Source organism: Oceanobacillus jeddahensis (genome assembly GCF_000750635.1).
Lineage (GTDB): Bacteria > Bacillota > Bacilli > Bacillales > Amphibacillaceae > Oceanobacillus > Oceanobacillus jeddahense.
This window is the reverse complement of record NZ_CCDM010000001.1, coordinates 336,038-353,722: the sequence shown is the minus strand read 5'-3', so window position 1 is coordinate 353,722 and position 17,685 is coordinate 336,038. Positions and strand designations below refer to the sequence as shown.

Genomic DNA, 17,685 nt, shown 5'->3' with positions numbered 1-17,685 from the left:
GAGGCAGGATGATGAGCGAAAATTTCGTTATTGGTATAGATAATGGTTCACAGAGTACGAAAGTAATTATTTATGATATGGAAGGTAATGATGTTGCATATGGATCACATAAGTTAGCAGAATTAGTAAGTCAAAAAACAGGCGAAGCAGTTCATCCTAATGATGATTTATGGGATAGCGTATATCATGCATTAAAAAAATGTTTAAATAATTTCCAAGGGAATCGAATGAATATTGTTGGTATCGGGCTATGTACTATTCGAAGTTGCAGAGCTCTATTAAAAGGTGATGGTTCTTTGGCTCATCCAGTTTTAAGCTGGATGGACCGCCGTCTCTCTGAACCTTATATCCATGAAGATGACAAAGTAAAGTATGTAACAACTACGTCTGGATATCTTGGATTTCGATTAACAGGGGAATTCAATGATACAGCAGGTAATTGTGAAGTTTCCTGGCCTATAGATCGACAAACTTTAGATTGGGTAGAAGATGATGACATTATAGCTGAACATGGATTAAAAAGAAATATGCTCTTCAACCTGGTGAAACCTGGTGAAAAGCTCGGAGATATTCGCAGCCAGCTCGCCCAAGAATTTGAATTAAAAGAAGGCATACCAGTAGTTGCAACAGCTAATGATAAAGCTGTAGAAGTACTAGGTTCTGGTATAAAAGATCATAATACAATCATGATTTCTTTGGGAACCTTAATCTCCTCCATGATATTAAGAAACAAAGACTATGAAAATGCAGTTAATTTCTTCCCTACTTTAGCTGCGATACCTTTTCAATATGTTTATGAATCCAATGCTATCAGACGTGGCATGTGGACAGTAAGTTGGTTCAAAAATCTGATTGGAGAAGATTTAACTTCCAATGCTTCAGAAATGGGAGTATCTGAAGAAGAGTATTTAAATCAAAAAGCTCAAGAGGTACCTATTGGAAGTGACGGTTTAATTACCATTCTAGACTGGTTACCCTACCCTGATAAGCCATACAGGAAAGGGATCATGATTGGCTTTGATAATAGACACACAAAATTTCACATTTATCGATCAATACTGGAAGCGATTTCATTGAATATTAAAAATAACATTGAAGATATGTTGGAGGAGATCAACGAAGATATTAACGAAATTGTAGCCATTGGTGGAGGATCTAAAAGCGATTTAATGCTGCAAATATTAGCTGATACGTTCAATCTCCCTGTCCATCGACGTACCGGAAATAGTAGCGCAAGTAAAGGAGCCGCTATCAGTGTCTATAAATTTCTAGGTGTTTATAATAGTTTTTCTGATGCGATAAATCAAACCGTGAAAACAGAAAAGACATTCATTCCAAACGATGATAATCATAATTTTTATCATGATTTAAACAATAATGTTGTAAAAAAAGTCAGACAACACACAGATGAAATTTTAAAGTTAAGTTTTCCTATATTTGGTTAGATAAAGGAGGTATATTTGTGCAAACAAGTAACCTAAAAAGATATTTTCAATTTTCTTTAATTGTTCTCGCTGGTGGGGCTATATTTCCTTTACTTTACTTAAGAACCAACTACCAAGAAACAATTCTACAAGTCTATGGATTAAGTCTATCAGAGCTTAATACTATACTATCAGCGTTAGGTATTGCGTACGTTATTGGTTATTTTCCAAGTGGATGGATAGCTGATAGATTTTCAGCAAAAAAATTACTTACTATTTCACTTTTAGGAGTTGGGGCAGCTGGTATATGGTTTGCACAAGTACCTAGTTACCCATTCATTATTACTATCTTTGTTATTTGGGGAATATTCACTGTATTAACTTTCTGGTCAGCCCATTTAAAAATAGTTAAGCTGATTTCAAAAAAAGAAGAAGAGGGACGTTTCTTTGGAATATTAGATGGTGGTAAAGGGGTCGTAGAGGCTGTTTTAGCAAGTATTGCAATCTCTATATTTTCTGCTGTATTAGGCACAAGTACAGCTATAGAGAATCAAGAAGCTGCACTTGTAACTGTTGTATATATGTATTCTATTATAGTAATCATCGTCGCAATATTAATTATGATATTTGTCAAAGACGAAGATAAAGTTTCTCAACAACAAACAGCATCCGACGAAAACGGCCAGAATAATACAGCAAGTAAAAAAGTAGGGCTAGATTCTGTAAAGAAAGTACTAACCAATAAATCTGTTTTATTATTAGGTGTAATTATTTTTACGGCTTATATAGTTGCTTGGACAATTTATTATGTAGGTGGATTTTTACAGACAAATGTCGGTGTCAGCGCCTCCGCTGTTGGTACTATTACTGTAATAATGTTATGGATGCGGCCAATTGGCGGTATTCTTGGAGGTTACTTAGGAGATAAATTTGGAAAAAGTTATATATTAATTATATCTCTATTTATAGGTACCGTCGTACTAATCTTTATGGCACTACTTCCGTCTGGAATACCATACATCTATTTTAATATATTAGTTATTTTAATTGGATTGGCTGCTTATTCTATACGAGGACTTTATTGGTCATTACTTGGCGACTGTGATATTAAAGAAAACGAACTTGGTTTATCTATTGGATTAGTATCATTTATTGGTTACTTACCTGATATCCTATTGCCGATTTTGGTTAGCTGGATGATGACATCATTTGGAGAAGCAGCTGGCTATAATGTATACTTTATTTTTAGTGCCATAGCTGGTGTCATAGCTATTGTGGTTACCTTCATTTTTAACACGGACGTTAAAAAGAGAAATAACATTCAAAATAATAATACTTCTAGCTAACCCTAGTTTATGGCTAAGACAATCCATTTCTTAAGCTGAAGTGGATTGTCTTTTTAGCTTTTATTAAGACAATAGCAAATAAGTTTCATTCGAATTTCAACCTCGTTTATGTTATCTTTTAAGAGATATAATATATGTTTATTCATAAATAATAGTCTATTTTAATCCTCTAACATTTCATAACACTTCTGTTTTATTAAATTCTGTAAATCTAATGCTGAAGGAAGATATAAAATGCTAAAATTAGATACGAATCATCTTACGCAACTAGAAAAAAAAATACATACTATCCTCTCAAAAAAAATGGATGAAGGTGAAAACCTTAAAATAATTGAAGCTGCCGAGATTTGTGAAGTATCTCCTTCTAAAATTTCGAAACTTGCACGTAAATTAGGTTTTGATAATTTTAAACAATACAAGCTGTATTTCAGTGGGAGGCCTATAGAATTATCATCTCAAAAAAATTCAAATGAAATAGAACGACTAAAAATATATTTAGAAAACTTTGATACTAAATTAGTTGATGACTTTGTTTCTGTATTTAATAAATTCAACAAAATTATTATATATGGATTAGGCCCTTCCTTTATAAGTGCAGAATATTTCGGATATAAGTTAGCTACAGTCACTAATAATAATATTACTGTTACACAACATGAAGATCACGCAGCACTTATCGCGGATGAAGACACTTTGCTTATTGTATTATCAGTTACAGGAAAATTTGCTTCTTTTGAGAATCTTTTTCATGAAATCAAAAAGAAAAATGCAAATATAATGCTACTACTAGAAGAATATGCTGACACTCGTTTTTCTAAAGCAGATTATATTCTTTATTTATCAAAATTTAAACAAGATGATAATTTATATCCATTTGAAAAAACGAGAACTATTTTTTTTATATTTATTGAAGAAATTATTGCGAAATTAAAAAATATGTTGCCTGAAGACAATGAACATTGAAACCCTAATGACAATGATTATATAAATATGCATTAATATAAAATGACGAAAAACAAGACAAAAATGTATATAAGTAGTATAAGAAGCATTATTATAAACTTGCCTCTTGTACGTACAAATATGAACTACATCTATAATTTGAATGTATATTTAAGCTCCTATTCACTTTATACCTTAATTAATGTGCAATCTAAAAAGCCTTTGCTGCAAATACAGTAAAGGCTGGTATCTAAAACTAATCATTCACCTTTCAATCACACATCCCGATACACATTCAGTATAGCTTTCGTTAAAATATTGACTCCCGTGCTAAGCGCATCTTTATCAAAAGTCATATGAGGATGATGTAATCCTGGCCCTAAATCACAGCCTAACCCCAGCATGGTTGCTTTTAGATTCGGCTTCTTCACCGTATAAAAATGAAAATCATCTCCACCTGGTGTAAGAAGAGGTTCTACAATATTTTCTTCCCCAAGCACCTCTGCCACTGCTGCACGCATGAAGTTTGTAGCTTCCTCATTGGTTTCTGCGGCCGGAACACCATGATAGCCGATCACATCAATGTCTACATCATAAAGATTTCGTACAGAATCAAGAATACCATCTACTTTATTCACTAGCAAATCCATGACTTCATTTGATTGTGCACGTAAATCTAAACTGAACGAAGCATTCCCTGGGATAATATTGGAACTTTTTGCTCCTGCTTGGAACTTTGTCATTTTCGCTGAGTGCGGGACTCGCGGGTCCATATGAATTTGACCCAGCATATTAACGATTTGCATGCCGATTTCGATTGCATTATCGTTCAAATGCGGGCGTGCGCCATGTGCGTCCTCCCCTTTAATAACCGCTTCATACGTTTGGGTTGCGCCGTGGACAATTACAGGAGCAGCTTGCCCTGCAGCAACTTCTTGTTTTGGTCTAAGGTGAACGCCAAACAAGTAATCAACATCTTCTACCACATTTTCTTCTACCATTTTCAATGCACCGCCGCCTTCTTCCTCTGCAGGCTGATAAATAAACTTGATTGCTACCTTATCTTGGATTTCAGGCATTTGTTGTATTGTCCATAGCACACCTAATACCATCGACATATGCGCATCATGGCCACAAGAATGGTTTGGTTGAAATTTGCCGTCCACCTCTTGCCATAACGCATCCATATCCGCACGTATCCCTACTACCGGCAGACCTTTATCAAAGTTACCAAACTTTCCTATCACACCAGTGTGGTCTGGAAATGTGATTGTTTCACACCCCGCTTCTTCTAATTTTTCTTTGATATATTTCGTAGTCTCGACTTCTTCCCAACTAATTTCCGCGTGTGTATGTAAATGTTGAAAAGTTTCTAACACACTTTTTTCTATGGTTTTCCCCATCTGTCTTCCCCATCCTTTTTGATATTTATTAAGATGCTTTTACTAACCATTATAACAATTTGAAACCTCCTGGTAATTCTTAAATAAAAATCACTAAGATTTTTTAAATAATCGTACATCAAAACGAGACACGGTTCGGACTTCTTCATCCGAATGTGCCTCGTTGTTCATTACTCTGTTAAACCTTCTTGTAGCAAGCTCTGCGCCTGCTCTGGATCCGCTTCTAACTCCAGTCCTGTATCAACTAATGAGCTGAGGGTGGAAACAGCTGGTAATTTATTACCTTCATAGAAGGAAATAAACTCCTCTTGATTAATAGAGTATAGTACAGCCTGACGCAATGCAACATTATCCGCAAGAATACTATCTTCTAAATTAAAGCTTAGGTAAGAAACACCATTACTCTCATTTTGCTGTAAAGTTAGGTTCTCATCCTCTTCCACTGTGTCATAACGATTTTCAGCGACACCGTTTAAGATATGAATCTCCTCATTACGTAATGCAGATAGTGCACTTTCTGGATCTTGAATAAATTTCACAACTACTTCATTGATATTGGGCTCATATTCCGATCCAGTCATGTATCCAGGATTCTTCACAAAATCTGCTTCATAATCATTTTTTGAAACCATAATATAAGGTCCACTTGCGTAAAGTGTATTTTCTTCATTACTATCTTCCAGCACTGTCCGCTGGTCACCATAGGCAACATCTTCATTAACATCGTAGTCTTCTACGTCAAACGTATTGATGCTTTCCACTTGATCTTTGGATACAATGCCAGCTGACTGGTGCGCAAGATAGTTTAATACTTGTGGAAACGGATCTTCTGTAGTAATTTTCACAACCTGATAGGTTCCTTCATCATTATCTACTTCTGTTTTATCCGTAGTTAATGAGTCAATCTCCGTATCAATCCCATCTTCTAACGCCTGTTTAATGGTGTTGCCATCTACAGAAGAAGTATCTTCTAATTCAGACAGGTCATCCACAATTTCAATGGATTCCATACTTTCATGTAAGCTATACGTACGGTGATCAGGAACAGAATTTGGGTCTTTCGCACGTTCTAAGCTAAATTGAACATCCTCTGCGCCAACACGTTCACCTGTATCAGCAGCTGTATCTCCGTCTACTTCTGCAAAATTAATATCATCGCGAAGTAAGAAATAAAAATCTTGACTTCCATCAGCTATAACATGGTTTAAAGAAAGAGAACCATCGGAAACAACCTCATCATCGTCCGTTAAATTCACTAAACGAACATACATGTTTGTATTCAGTGTATTGATAGAACCATCATTTCCTTTAATTGGATCTAATGAAGTTAAATCACCAATCGCCTGGTGAACGAGTAAAGGCTCACTATCGCGTAAAGATGTGTCATTATAATCTACATTTTCCCACACGGCCGCACGTGATTTCGGCAGACGGACAGTTTCTTCATCAATAATATCGTGATTCACACCTTGCGCTTTTAATGAAATATAAAGTGGCGCAAGATATGCCTGGTCAAAAACGATATGTTCTTCTAATTCTCTATAGGTTTCTTCGTATTCTCCCGGCAATTCGGTACTCGCTTCATCAACAAGCTCATCCGCTCTTTCATCTGCAAACAAGGTATTATCCCCATCAGAAGTAAAAAGAGACCGGACAGAATAATCTGGGTTTCCAGTAACTGTTGTCCAGCTGTTAAGCGCAATATCATAATTCCCTGCATCACGCTGGGTTGTAAAACTACCATAATCTGGTTGAATATTTAATTCTACGTTAAAACCTGTATTTGTTAGTTGATCACGCAGAATATTCACATCATTTTCCTGTGTACTTGTTGCTAATATCTCAATCGTCGGTTGATCTGTATCTTCGCCGCCACCTGAATCCTCTTGCTCAACATCGGATTCTGTACTTACACATCCAGCTAACAGTAAAGCGAATATCGTTAGAAAAACAAAGCCTAATTTCTTCATTTGGTGTGTTGCCTCCCTTTAAGTAAGTTTATTTTATTAATTTATTTTTGGATCTAACGCATCACGCAGCCCATCTCCTAAAAAGTTAAAGGATAGTACAAGTAAAATAATTGCTATCCCCGGAAAGACTGCTAAATATGGTTCTGTTTCTAAATAAGCACTTCCAATGCGAAGAACATTTCCCCATTCTGGAACATGTGGTTCTACACCAAGTCCTAAAAAGCTCAAACTGCTTGTTGCGATAACCGCTCCGCCAATGGTTAATGTAGCTTTCACAATCATTGGAGCAAACGCATTCGGCACCGCATGCTTCGTCAGGATTTTCCAATCCGACTCTCCCAGCGCCTTGGCTGCTTCAATATATTCCAGGTTGGATACCATTAAAATATTGGCACGCATCGTCCTTGCATAAATCGGAATTGACCCGATACTCAGAGCAATAATTAAATTGACGGTACTTGAACCAAACGCAGCTATAATTGCAATTGCTAATAAAATTCCTGGAATGGCATACAACGCGTCAAGAACACGCATAATCACCTGATCCGTTGTTTTATAATAATAACCAGCTAACGCTCCTAAAAGCCCGCCAATAATCATTGGAATAATCGTAGTCAGCAGCCCGATCACTAATGAAATTCTTGCTCCAAAAATGATCCTGGAAAATACATCACGGCCGAAGTTATCCGTTCCAAATGGATGTACGAGACTCGGGCTTTCCAATAAAGAACCGTAATCATTGGCTGTTGCAAAGCTCGTGACAAACGTACCAAAGCTCGTAATTGATATGGAAAACGTAAAAATAACAAATAGTAAACCAATCATTGCCGTAAAACTCTTGCTTAGCTTTATCCAAAAGAACTGCCATTTATCAATAACGGATTGATCCTTTTTCGATGTTTTTAATAGAATACTATAAGCCAGAATAAACCGGAATATATTTCCTGTTAAAGTAGTAATAAATAAAAATATTGCAACTATACGTAATGATTTTTTACCGGCTAATGATGCATCATCCTGCCGGTGGAAGAATATCACCAACGCAATATCAATAAGGAGTAACGCCAGCAAGATAGACATGGATAACATAAAATAATTGGATACATACGGCTTAAATAAATTTAAAAAAGTCACCGCAATAATAAAATAATCCGTTATGAGCATATAGTATGCGAATGTATATTCAATGGATGAACGCTTCTTTAAAACCCGAAAAGCAAATGTTGCTGTAAAAACATTTCCGCAAACTAACGATAGAACCTGTACTGCAGCCAGCTTGCGTGTACGATTTTGAATTTCTCCTGTTTGCAATAAATCTTTACGTAATAAGAGCACAATAAAAAGTTGATAAAGGCTATTTATTAAAAAGATAACTGTAACTATGCTAAAAACGGTGTGAAATGTATTACTTCCAAAATCATAACTATTAAATAAAAAAATGAATGTTAGCCCTAAAGATATAACAAATGCAAAGTGACCGTGTTTATACAGATCAGATCGCTTTAATGACTGTAGATTAGTATGATTCATGTAATCATTCCACCCCCTAACTATTCTTCATTTGCGAACGGATACGCGGGTTTAACATTGCATAAACCAGATCTACAATTAAATTAACAATGGAAATGGTAATTGCAATATAGACAACCCCGGCCAGAATCGCTGGTGTGTCAGGAATGAATTGTTTATCCACAATGTAGCTTCCTAAACCGCTAATATTAAAGACTTTTTCCGTTACTGCAGCTCCGCCAAGCATCCCGCCAAATTGCAGTCCGATAACGGTTAAAATCGGAATCCATGCATTTCTCAGCGCATGGCCAACAAACGTTTCCCGTCCTGTCAGCCCTTTTGCTTTTGCCGTAATCATATAATCCTCATTCAAGACCTCTAACATGGAAGAACGTGTCATTCTGGCAATCGCTGCAGCTAATCCTGTCCCGAGAACAATAACTGGCATAATCAATGATAAAAAGTTCCCTGGTGAATAACTGGATGGCAAGAGATCTCCCTGAATGGAAAAGGTAAGAATAAAAATGAGACCTTGCCAAAAGCTTGGGATCGACAAACCAATTAACGCAATAAACATAAATGTATAATCCCAGAATGAATTGACACGAGCTGCTGAAATCATTCCAACCGGAACAGCGATAGCAATTGCTAGAATAAGAGATGAAATGGCTAAAAGCAGGGTAACTGGAAATCGATTCGAAATACTATTCATAATCACTTCATTGCCCGTATAGGATTGACCTAAATCAAACGTTAAAATCCCGCTTAACGCATGCCATAACTGCACAAAATAAGACTGATCCAATCCGTATTGTGCATTAAATGCATCCCGTTGTGCTTCTGTTGCCGCCTCACCTAATATATTTGCCGCCGCATCGGATGGCGAAATATAAAGAATAGTAAATACAATCACAATGACGGAAATGATCACAAAGAAGGTCATAATAATCCGTTCAAATACAAAGCGCTTAAAGGCACCATGGTAAATAAAATACATACCATAAGCTAAAATCCCTGGAATAAACGATACGATGATAAACCGTTTATCCAGCAAAAGTTGGTGAAGAACTTCCATATAATCCATTGGTTTTCTTGCCTCTAACCCCAGTTCTTCTTCGATCATTGTTTCCGAACGCTTCTTCAGCTTCCGTTGCACAAATTTTTCTTTTTCTGCTTCATCTATTGGCCGCTGAAAATATGCCTGCTTGTTATCATATTGTTTTTCATAATCTTTTTTTAATTTTGCATATGCTTCTGATTGCATAAATGTATGCATTTTTTCCTTAAACAAAGCATCGTATGTATTAGACTTTCTTTTACTGAAATAGATACAGAGAGCAATTATATGCATTGGAAACCCGATTAAATATTGAATCCATCTTAGAAAAAACTGCCGATGAACAATCATAAAACCTCGGGAAAACACATTTTCACGTGGTGAATTTGACAATAGGTTCCTTACTCCCTTCATTAAAATCTTGATAATTCCTACCTTCTTAGTATAGAATGTTTATATTAGGAATTATAGAAAGGAATGATGTAATTGTCAAATTAATTTTATAGACTTTGAGATGCGCTATTGTAAGAATCTCAAAGTTTTAGAGTTTACATTATTTAAATCCTATAAAATTAATCAGAATAACATCACACTTGCAGTTATATATATGTAAATATTCAGCAAATGTTTATTCCTTTTAAAACAATCCTGCACGCATTTTTTATACACTGGAATATATATGTGTATTAGAAAACGCATATTCAACTGTCCTTCCTTACCTTATGGTGTTCCTGCAAGCGTTTTGAACGGTTCCGGCCATCACAATAGTATTTGATGGGACGAATAATCGCAGTTTACAGATTGGACGGTTGTATAAAGTGAAACTTCCTTCAGTGGAGGTTTTTCGACGCACAAGATGTGTTAGTGCAGACGTTGTGACAACGGTTTCCGATGGGGCGAGTAACCGCAGCCCCAGTCCCAGCCAGTTACACTGCGATAAAAAAGGAATTTTCATCTAATTACATGGCTTTTTTCTAAATGCTCTACTACCCTGATTGCACACCATACATAACAAGCCAAATTTAAAATAAATGGAGATATGATCATGAAAGACTTACTTAGCGTTAAAAATTTATCTGTTCATTTTCAAACGACGGAGCAGGAGGTCCAATCTGTAAATCAGATTTCCTTTTCCGTCAAAAAAGGAGAAACATTAGGAATTGTTGGGGAGTCCGGATCTGGAAAAAGTGTTACCGCTAAAGCAATTATGCAATTACTGCCCAGCCAGTCCGCACATATCCAAGCAGATACAATTGATTATGAAGGGAATAATCTCGTAAGCTATTCTGATCACGATATGCAAAAAATTCGCGGGCAAGAGATCAGTATGATATTCCAGGATCCAATGAGCTCCTTTAACCCGACAATGAAAATTGGTAAACAAATTGACGAAGTAGTTATCAAACATCGCAAACTTTCTGCACATAAAGCCAAGGCAGATACCATTGAAATGCTGAAGCTGGTAGGAATCACTTCACCGGAAGAGCGATACCATCAATACCCGCATGAATTTTCTGGAGGTATGCTGCAACGCGCAATGATTGCCATGGCTTTGATTTGCCGGCCAAAATTATTAATTGCGGATGAACCAACGACCGCCCTGGATGTACGAATTCAGGCGCAAATTCTGCAACTTATGAAAAGCTTGCAGGAAAAATTTGATATGAGCATCATCTTAATTACACATGATTTTGGCGTTGTTGCAGGCATGTGCGACCGGATTGTCGTCATGAAGGACGGACAAATCGTCGAACAAAATGATACAGCTTCTATTTTCACAAAGCCTGAGCACCCTTATACCCAGCGATTACTTAGTGCTTTACCACGAATTGATCAAAAAAAGGTAAACAAATATACGAAGTCATTCCAAGATACAGAATCTCTGATCAATGTACGCGATTTGAAAAAGATCTTCCCTTTAAAATTAGGAGGACTTGTGCATGCAGTGGATGACATTGATTTTTATATCAAACCTGGAGAGACCTTAGGTTTAGTAGGAGAATCAGGGTCTGGAAAATCAACAACAGGACGTCTGATTTTACAATTACAGCAAGCAACAGAAGGAGAGATTCTTTTCGGAGGAATGGGAATCAATGAATTTAAGCGAAAAGAACTCAAAAAGCTCCGTCGAGATATTCAAATCATATTTCAAGATCCACAAGCATCTTTAAATCCCAGGATGAAAGTGCTTGATATTATTGGTCAGCCTTTAGATATTCATAAATTATGCAAAACAAAAGCAGAAAGACGCGCTCGGGTTGAGGAATTATTAGAGCTGGTCGGACTTCATAAAGAGCACGCTAACCGGTATCCACATGAATTTTCTGGAGGACAGCAGCAACGGATTGGTATTGCCCGGGCGTTAGCTGTAAAACCAAAATTCATCGTTTGCGATGAGCCTCTATCTGCGCTCGATGTTTCCATTCAATCGCAAATTGTTGATTTATTAGAGGAGCTTCAGGAAAAATTAGGACTCACCTACTTATTTATTGCTCATGACCTCGCCATGGTAAAACATATATGTGACCGGATCGCTGTGATGTATTCTGGAAAAATAATTGAAGTGGCAGAAAGCGAGGAACTCTACGAAAACCCGCTTCACCCATACACCAGGTCTCTACTGGATGCGGTGCCTATTCCAGACCCAAGCATCGAGGCCGAAAAGATTCGGGAGCATAACATTAAGACAGAAAACTACCATTTTGAAAAAAACCGGCTCGAGGAAGTGAGTCCGGAGCATTGGATGCTTGTATAAAGACCGGTAATCATCTAAAAATCTCCAGCTATTTCTTATAAAATAGCTGGAGATTTTTTTAGGTGATTGTTATTAAAATAAAAGAGCTTACCGGTTTATCCATCTCAATACACTTAAAACTTTTTTACGGCTTATCTTTCCACCTGTAAATCGGTCTATTTGTCGGAACGGCATATTTATGACAAAATATACATTATTTGCTAATAACGGCTTGTTCGCTGTCTTCAAAACAACATGAACAAAGTAGATGAGTCCATAAATTGATTTTCCTAACCAATTTTTATGCCTCGCTTGGGCAATCGTATCATTTAAACCTAAGTCTTTCTGCCTGTCCCATTTTGGAGCTGGCGGATCATATCCTAATAATTGCCGAAACTCTTCATCTGTTACTTGATGTACTTCTCCCTCGAAATAATGGGGGAATATGTCTTTATTATATGCTGTTAAGGCTGTATTGTTTGTCTTGATTATTTCTTCTTTTAAATGAATCTCCTGAATAGAGCTGCCAATTTGGATTTCATACACTCCTTGCTCCATGACCCAATCCCCGATTTTTACATCGTAATACATAAAATCATGTTCATCGAGCTCTATTACAACTGTCTTCGTTTCTCCAGGCTGTAATGAAACTTTTTCAAAACCTTTTAATTCTCGTCTTGCTCGAAAAATGGCAGAATCCTTTTTCTCTATATAGAGCTGTGCAACTTCTTTTCCAGCGGTCTCCCCTGTATTTGTCAATGTAAACGTAACTTTATTCTCATTAACTTTTAAATTGGAATAAGCAAACGTCGTATAGGACAAGCCATAACCAAAAGGGAATAATACCTCTGAGTCTACTGTATCAAAATAGCGATAGCCGATAAATATCCCTTCCCGATGCTCCGCTGTAGCTTCTTCACCGGGATAATACGGCGCAGAAGGTACATCTTCATATTTTATTGGATAGGTTTCGCTAAGTTTGCCACTTGGATTATAAATTCCATTTAAAATACCCGTTATCGCTTCTGCACTTCCTTGTCCAGCTAAATACGTATGCACAATAGCTTTTACATCATGGATAAACGGCATCTCAATCGGCCCGCCTCCAGATATAACCAACACAATATTTTTATTGGCTTCTTTTATTTTATCCAGCAGCTCCAGCTGGTTACCCTGCAAGCGAAGATGCTTTCGGTCCACACCTTCCGCTTCACTTCCTTCATCCAGACCAACAAATAAAAGAACTGTATCTACTTGCTGCGCGAGCGTTACAGCTTCTCTGGATAGACGGGTGCTTTTGCTACCCATCCGTTTAAAGCCTTGCGCATACCCAACAATATCCAATTCTGTTTTTTCTAACTCCTCCAAAGCATTCGATAACTTCGTTGGATTAATGAGAGAGCTTCCAGCGCCTTGGTATCGCGGATTTTTTGCAAAGTCACCAATCACACCGATTTTCTTGTTTGTATCTAATGGCAGAATACATTGTTCATTTTTCAGTAATACCATTGATTGTGCCGCAGTTTCCACAGCAGCTTTATGATGTCCCTCATAATCAACCTGCGGCGTATTCTTATGATCAAAATGAGTTGTGAAAACAATCTGCAATAACTGATCTACAGCAGTATCTAATACATGCTCTCCTAATTCATTTTGCTTCACAGCTTCGATAATTTCCTGATCGGTAATTCCATTTGTAGCTGGCATCTCTAATTGATTACCAGCTTTCAATCCTTTTATCCGATCGTTATTTCCTCCCCAATCTGTAACAACGACACCATCAAATCCCCATTCACCATACAAAATGTCTTGAAGTAAATGTGGATGCTCATTGGCAAAAATTCCATTGACTTGATTGTAAGAAGTCATGATTGTTTTGGGGTTACTTTTTTCTACTACTCTTCTAAATCCTTCTAAATACACTTCTCTCAGAGAACGCTCATCTACAATTTCATCAATAGTCATACGCATATGCTCTTGACTATTTACCGCAAAATGCTTAGGGCTGGCAGAAATACCATTGGATTGAATCCCTTTGACCATCTCACTGGCTAATTCGCCCGTTAAATAAGGGTCTTCTGAGAAATACTCAAAATTCCTTCCACATAATGGATTTCTTTTTATATTTAGTCCAGGCCCTAATAATACACTCACCTTTTCGCTCGCTGCCTCTTTCCCAATAAGCTCTCCTACCAGATAGATCAGACTCTTATCCCAGCTATTTGCCAACGTGGCTGCAGTGGGGAAACAAGTTGCAGGCAAACTTTTATTCAATCCAAGGTGGTCCGCCTTCCCTCCTTGTTTGCGCAATCCATGTGGTCCATCAGTTAGCATAATAGCAGGGATACCCAGGCGTTCAATTGCTTTTGTATTCCAAAAGTTTTCTCCAGACATGAGCGATGCCTTTTCTTCTAAAGACATCTGCTCTATGATTGCTTTATATTTCATCTTTATTCATTCCTTGCTTCATTGATTTTCATTCATCTTCAAATAAATGCGTCTGTAGAATGGTATACAATACATGGTGGGTGCTTGTACGTACACCATTAGCAATTCCAGAAGGGTCCTGTTCATAAGCTTTCTCCAGCATGTCTACCTGTTTGTGTGGTGTCATCACATCTAACATTAGATCATTCCCAGCAATAACGGCATCTGGTGCTTCCATAAATCCAAATACGGCATCACTAGATACGAAGCCTTCAAATCCCCACTCATCACGTAACACATCATTTAACAATACAGGATTCGCTCCTGCCCATTTCATTCCAATAATGGAAAAACTGGACATGGCACCAAGCACTTCTCCTTCTTTCACAGTCATTTCAAAAGGTTTTAAATAAATCTCACGAATTGCCTGTTCATTGGCCCAAACAAGATTTCCTGAACGGGCGTTGGTTTCTTGATCATTCAAGGCAAAATGTTTCATAAATACGATAATCCCTTGATCTTGAGCTCCTCTTGTTAAAGCAGTAGCGATCTCTCCAGATAAAATAGGATCCTCTGAGAAATATTCAAAGTTTCTACCACCTAATGCTGTACGGTGGATATTCATTCCTGGTGCATACCAGCCTTGAATTCCATAAGCGCGTGCTTCCTGTCCAACTGCTTCTCCCATCCCATATGCTAAATCTCGGTTCCATGTCGATGCGAGCACAACTTCTGAAGGGTAAGCTGCTGCTTCAATGGGTTTGAAGAAATAACTAAACCCAGCCGGGCCGTCCATTAACAATGATTGCGGTACACCTAATCTTTCAATTTCCATGGTTCGATACGCACCGTAGGAAACAAAATCCATCATTTCTTCCAATGTAAATTGATCTAAATAATCTTCCCATAGCGGATCATCAAAATCTAATCCTTTCAAATCTTCCAAAACAATTCCGTTATCCGCTTCAAACGTTGGCATCTCTAAATTAGAGTCCTCTGTCTCTTCCGAAAAAGCATCTACTACATAATCTGGTGCTTCATGCGTTATATTTTCATCTGACGGATATGTTCCTTCCCAATCAGTTCGGGATAAATAATTCAATTCTCCTTCTGCTAATCCAAATCGGTTTTGATAAGGTGTATTTGTATCTTTATCTTCTTGTAATACGATCTTTTCATCTATCGTATAATCGAAGCTTTCAACAATATCGTGCACGTTGTGGGCAACTTTTATTTCATATGTGCCCGGGTCTAAAATATATGCTTCTTCATCGTGCATATCATAAGAAGCCATTTGATCTGTTTCAAACGTAAGTGTAACCAATTCTGATTCATTTGGTTCCAGCAAATCCGTCTTCTGAAATGCTCCCATTTCAATCGCGGACTTTTCTACACTGTCCTCTATATATGGTGCGGAATAATACAGCTGTACAACTTCTTTCCCGGCAATATTTCCAGTGTTAGTTACTTCCACCTCTACTTCAATGATGTCATCTGTAAAATTCTGTCCAACGACATCCCATTCAAAGTCTGTATAGCTCAGTCCATAACCATAAGGATACAATACCGTGTCTTGATAAGCTTCTTCATCATCTGCAAAGTATGTTTCATAGAAGCGGTACCCTACATAAATCCCTTCTTGATAATTGATAAATGAATAATCTAAATTATCATAGGAATAATCTCCAAAGTTCTCACTGGCAGGTGCAGACATATTATCATACACATACGTATCTGTCAGACGTCCGGACGGGTTTGTTTCTCCTGCTAAAATATTCCCTAATGCATTTGCCCCGTAAGGACCTGGTGTACCAATCCATATCGCAGATTCAATTTCGTCATACTCCTCTAAGAATCCTAATTCATAAGCGTTCCCAGCATTGATAACAACCGTAACATGATCAAAGTTATCCGTAACCTTTTCAATCAAGGCTTGTTTATTTTCTGTCAGCCGTAAATGTTCTGGATTCATATCACTTGCTTCTGTACCTTCACTTGTTATGACTATCAAGGCATTATCAGAGTAGCTCTTTGCCTGATCTAATACATCATCTGTTAAATAATTTATCTCTGGCTCATCTGTTTCATTCGATCCAAGCATGCCTTGAACAACTTGAATCATCCCTGTATCACTTCCACTGCTTATGCCCGCTTCTTCTCCAACCTCCTGGTAAAAGCCATGGAGCTCACTGTTATACTCTATACCCGCATTCTCTAAACCAGTAAATAAATCTACTGCCCGGGAAGTATCAGCCCCGCCAGATCCGCCACCGCCATAGCGCATATCTAAAGCGCTCACACCGAAGACATTCACTTTTTTGTCCCCCAACGGTAAGTGATCATTCTCATTTTTTAAGAGAACCATCCCTTCATTAGCGATTTCTTCTGATAACTGATCTCCATATTCTCTTGCTTCCACAGCTTCAGGTGAATCTGTTTCTGCCGTAATATACTTCCCACTCAATGCATCAGCTATATTTTTAACTGTTGGACCGACTTGAGCAATAACTATCAAAAGAAGTAAGGCAACAATTGACCATCCAGCAAGACGTCGAGGACGATTCCAAATCTTTTTATACATTCTTGCTTCCTTTTTCGCAGCTTTCCTCTCAACTTTGCTGTAAGTTTGGATTGCTTTTTTATGCTTTAATTTCGCTTCTTTACGATCCTGCTTTTCCTGTTTCTCCGCTGACTGTCTTTCTGATTCATGCATACGGGAGAATTCTTCCTGCTTCCTTCTGTGTTCTAATTTATCCTCTCTAACTTTTTGAGAAATTTCTCTCTTCCTTAACCGTCTGTTTTTCCATCTTTCAAACATGTAAATCCCCCCCTTAATTTGTCCTCTGACAATCTATGATGTTCGGTAAAAAAGT

The 17,685-nt window shown here is 37.5% G+C and carries 10 protein-coding genes; 4 read left to right on the top strand and 6 right to left on the bottom strand.

The window, feature by feature from the left end; translation table 11 throughout:
- The first annotated feature begins 11 nt into the window (after positions 1-11).
- The 3 genes from BN986_RS01600 to BN986_RS01590 all read left to right on the top strand — a co-directional run bounded on the left by BN986_RS01600 (position 12) and on the right by BN986_RS01590 (position 3,733).
- On the top strand, positions 12-1,445 hold the full coding sequence (locus tag BN986_RS01600; RefSeq protein ID WP_040977897.1) for an FGGY-family carbohydrate kinase: 1,434 nt from the start codon (positions 12-14) through the stop codon (positions 1,443-1,445).
- A gap of 17 nt (positions 1,446-1,462) precedes the next feature.
- The gene (locus tag BN986_RS01595) at positions 1,463-2,770 is read left to right on the top strand and encodes an MFS transporter (RefSeq protein ID WP_040977896.1); all 1,308 of its coding nucleotides are present in this window, start codon (positions 1,463-1,465) and stop codon (positions 2,768-2,770) included.
- 234 nt (positions 2,771-3,004) lie between these two features.
- Positions 3,005-3,733: a MurR/RpiR family transcriptional regulator gene (locus BN986_RS01590; RefSeq protein WP_040977895.1), complete on the top strand. Its 729-nt coding sequence runs from the start codon at positions 3,005-3,007 to the stop codon at positions 3,731-3,733.
- Positions 3,734-3,987: 254 nt separating this feature from the next.
- Here the strand turns inward: BN986_RS01590 and BN986_RS01585 are convergent, their stop codons facing one another.
- From BN986_RS01585 to BN986_RS01570, 4 genes are all read right to left on the bottom strand, one after another.
- Positions 3,988-5,115, bottom strand: coding sequence for a M20 peptidase aminoacylase family protein (locus tag BN986_RS01585; protein ID WP_040977894.1), 1,128 nt, complete (start codon positions 5,113-5,115; stop codon positions 3,988-3,990).
- A gap of 170 nt (positions 5,116-5,285) precedes the next feature.
- Positions 5,286-7,085 (bottom strand): ABC transporter substrate-binding protein, encoded by a 1,800-nt coding sequence (locus BN986_RS01580; RefSeq protein ID WP_040977893.1) that lies wholly within the window; start codon positions 7,083-7,085, stop codon positions 5,286-5,288.
- A gap of 36 nt (positions 7,086-7,121) precedes the next feature.
- The gene (locus BN986_RS01575) at positions 7,122-8,615 is read right to left on the bottom strand and encodes an ABC transporter permease (protein WP_040977892.1); all 1,494 of its coding nucleotides are present in this window, start codon (positions 8,613-8,615) and stop codon (positions 7,122-7,124) included.
- A gap of 16 nt (positions 8,616-8,631) precedes the next feature.
- Positions 8,632-10,044 (bottom strand): ABC transporter permease, encoded by a 1,413-nt coding sequence (locus tag BN986_RS01570; RefSeq protein ID WP_244444922.1) that lies wholly within the window; start codon positions 10,042-10,044, stop codon positions 8,632-8,634.
- A 652-nt stretch (positions 10,045-10,696) separates the two neighbouring features.
- Between BN986_RS01570 and BN986_RS01565 the strand changes: the two genes are divergently transcribed.
- Positions 10,697-12,406: an ABC transporter ATP-binding protein gene (locus BN986_RS01565; protein ID WP_040977891.1), complete on the top strand. Its 1,710-nt coding sequence runs from the start codon at positions 10,697-10,699 to the stop codon at positions 12,404-12,406.
- Positions 12,407-12,493: 87 nt separating this feature from the next.
- Here BN986_RS01565 and BN986_RS01560 read toward each other — a convergent pair whose 3' ends face one another.
- Positions 12,494-14,833, bottom strand: coding sequence for a glycoside hydrolase family 3 C-terminal domain-containing protein (locus tag BN986_RS01560; RefSeq protein ID WP_040977890.1), 2,340 nt, complete (start codon positions 14,831-14,833; stop codon positions 12,494-12,496).
- Between the two features lie 28 nt (positions 14,834-14,861).
- Complete coding sequence (locus BN986_RS01555) at positions 14,862-17,630, bottom strand: glycoside hydrolase family 3 protein (RefSeq protein ID WP_052400572.1); 2,769 nt, start codon at positions 17,628-17,630, stop codon at positions 14,862-14,864.
- Between the last annotated feature and the right edge of the window lie 55 nt (positions 17,631-17,685).

Excerpts from the sequence above, each read along its gene's own strand:
- BN986_RS01600 (WP_040977897.1), top strand. The coding sequence starts at position 12 with ATGAGCGAAAATTTCGTTATTGGTATAGATAATGGTTCACAGAGTACG.
- BN986_RS01590 (WP_040977895.1), top strand. The coding sequence starts at position 3,005 with ATGCTAAAATTAGATACGAATCATCTTACGCAACTAGAAAAAAAAATA.
- BN986_RS01585 (WP_040977894.1), bottom strand. The coding sequence starts at position 5,115 with ATGGGGAAAACCATAGAAAAAAGTGTGTTAGAAACTTTTCAACATTTA.
- BN986_RS01580 (WP_040977893.1), bottom strand. The coding sequence starts at position 7,085 with ATGAAGAAATTAGGCTTTGTTTTTCTAACGATATTCGCTTTACTGTTA.
- BN986_RS01575 (WP_040977892.1), bottom strand. The coding sequence starts at position 8,615 with ATGAATCATACTAATCTACAGTCATTAAAGCGATCTGATCTGTATAAA.
- BN986_RS01565 (WP_040977891.1), top strand. The coding sequence starts at position 10,697 with ATGAAAGACTTACTTAGCGTTAAAAATTTATCTGTTCATTTTCAAACG.
- BN986_RS01560 (WP_040977890.1), bottom strand. The coding sequence starts at position 14,833 with ATGAAATATAAAGCAATCATAGAGCAGATGTCTTTAGAAGAAAAGGCA.
- BN986_RS01555 (WP_052400572.1), bottom strand. The coding sequence starts at position 17,630 with ATGTTTGAAAGATGGAAAAACAGACGGTTAAGGAAGAGAGAAATTTCT.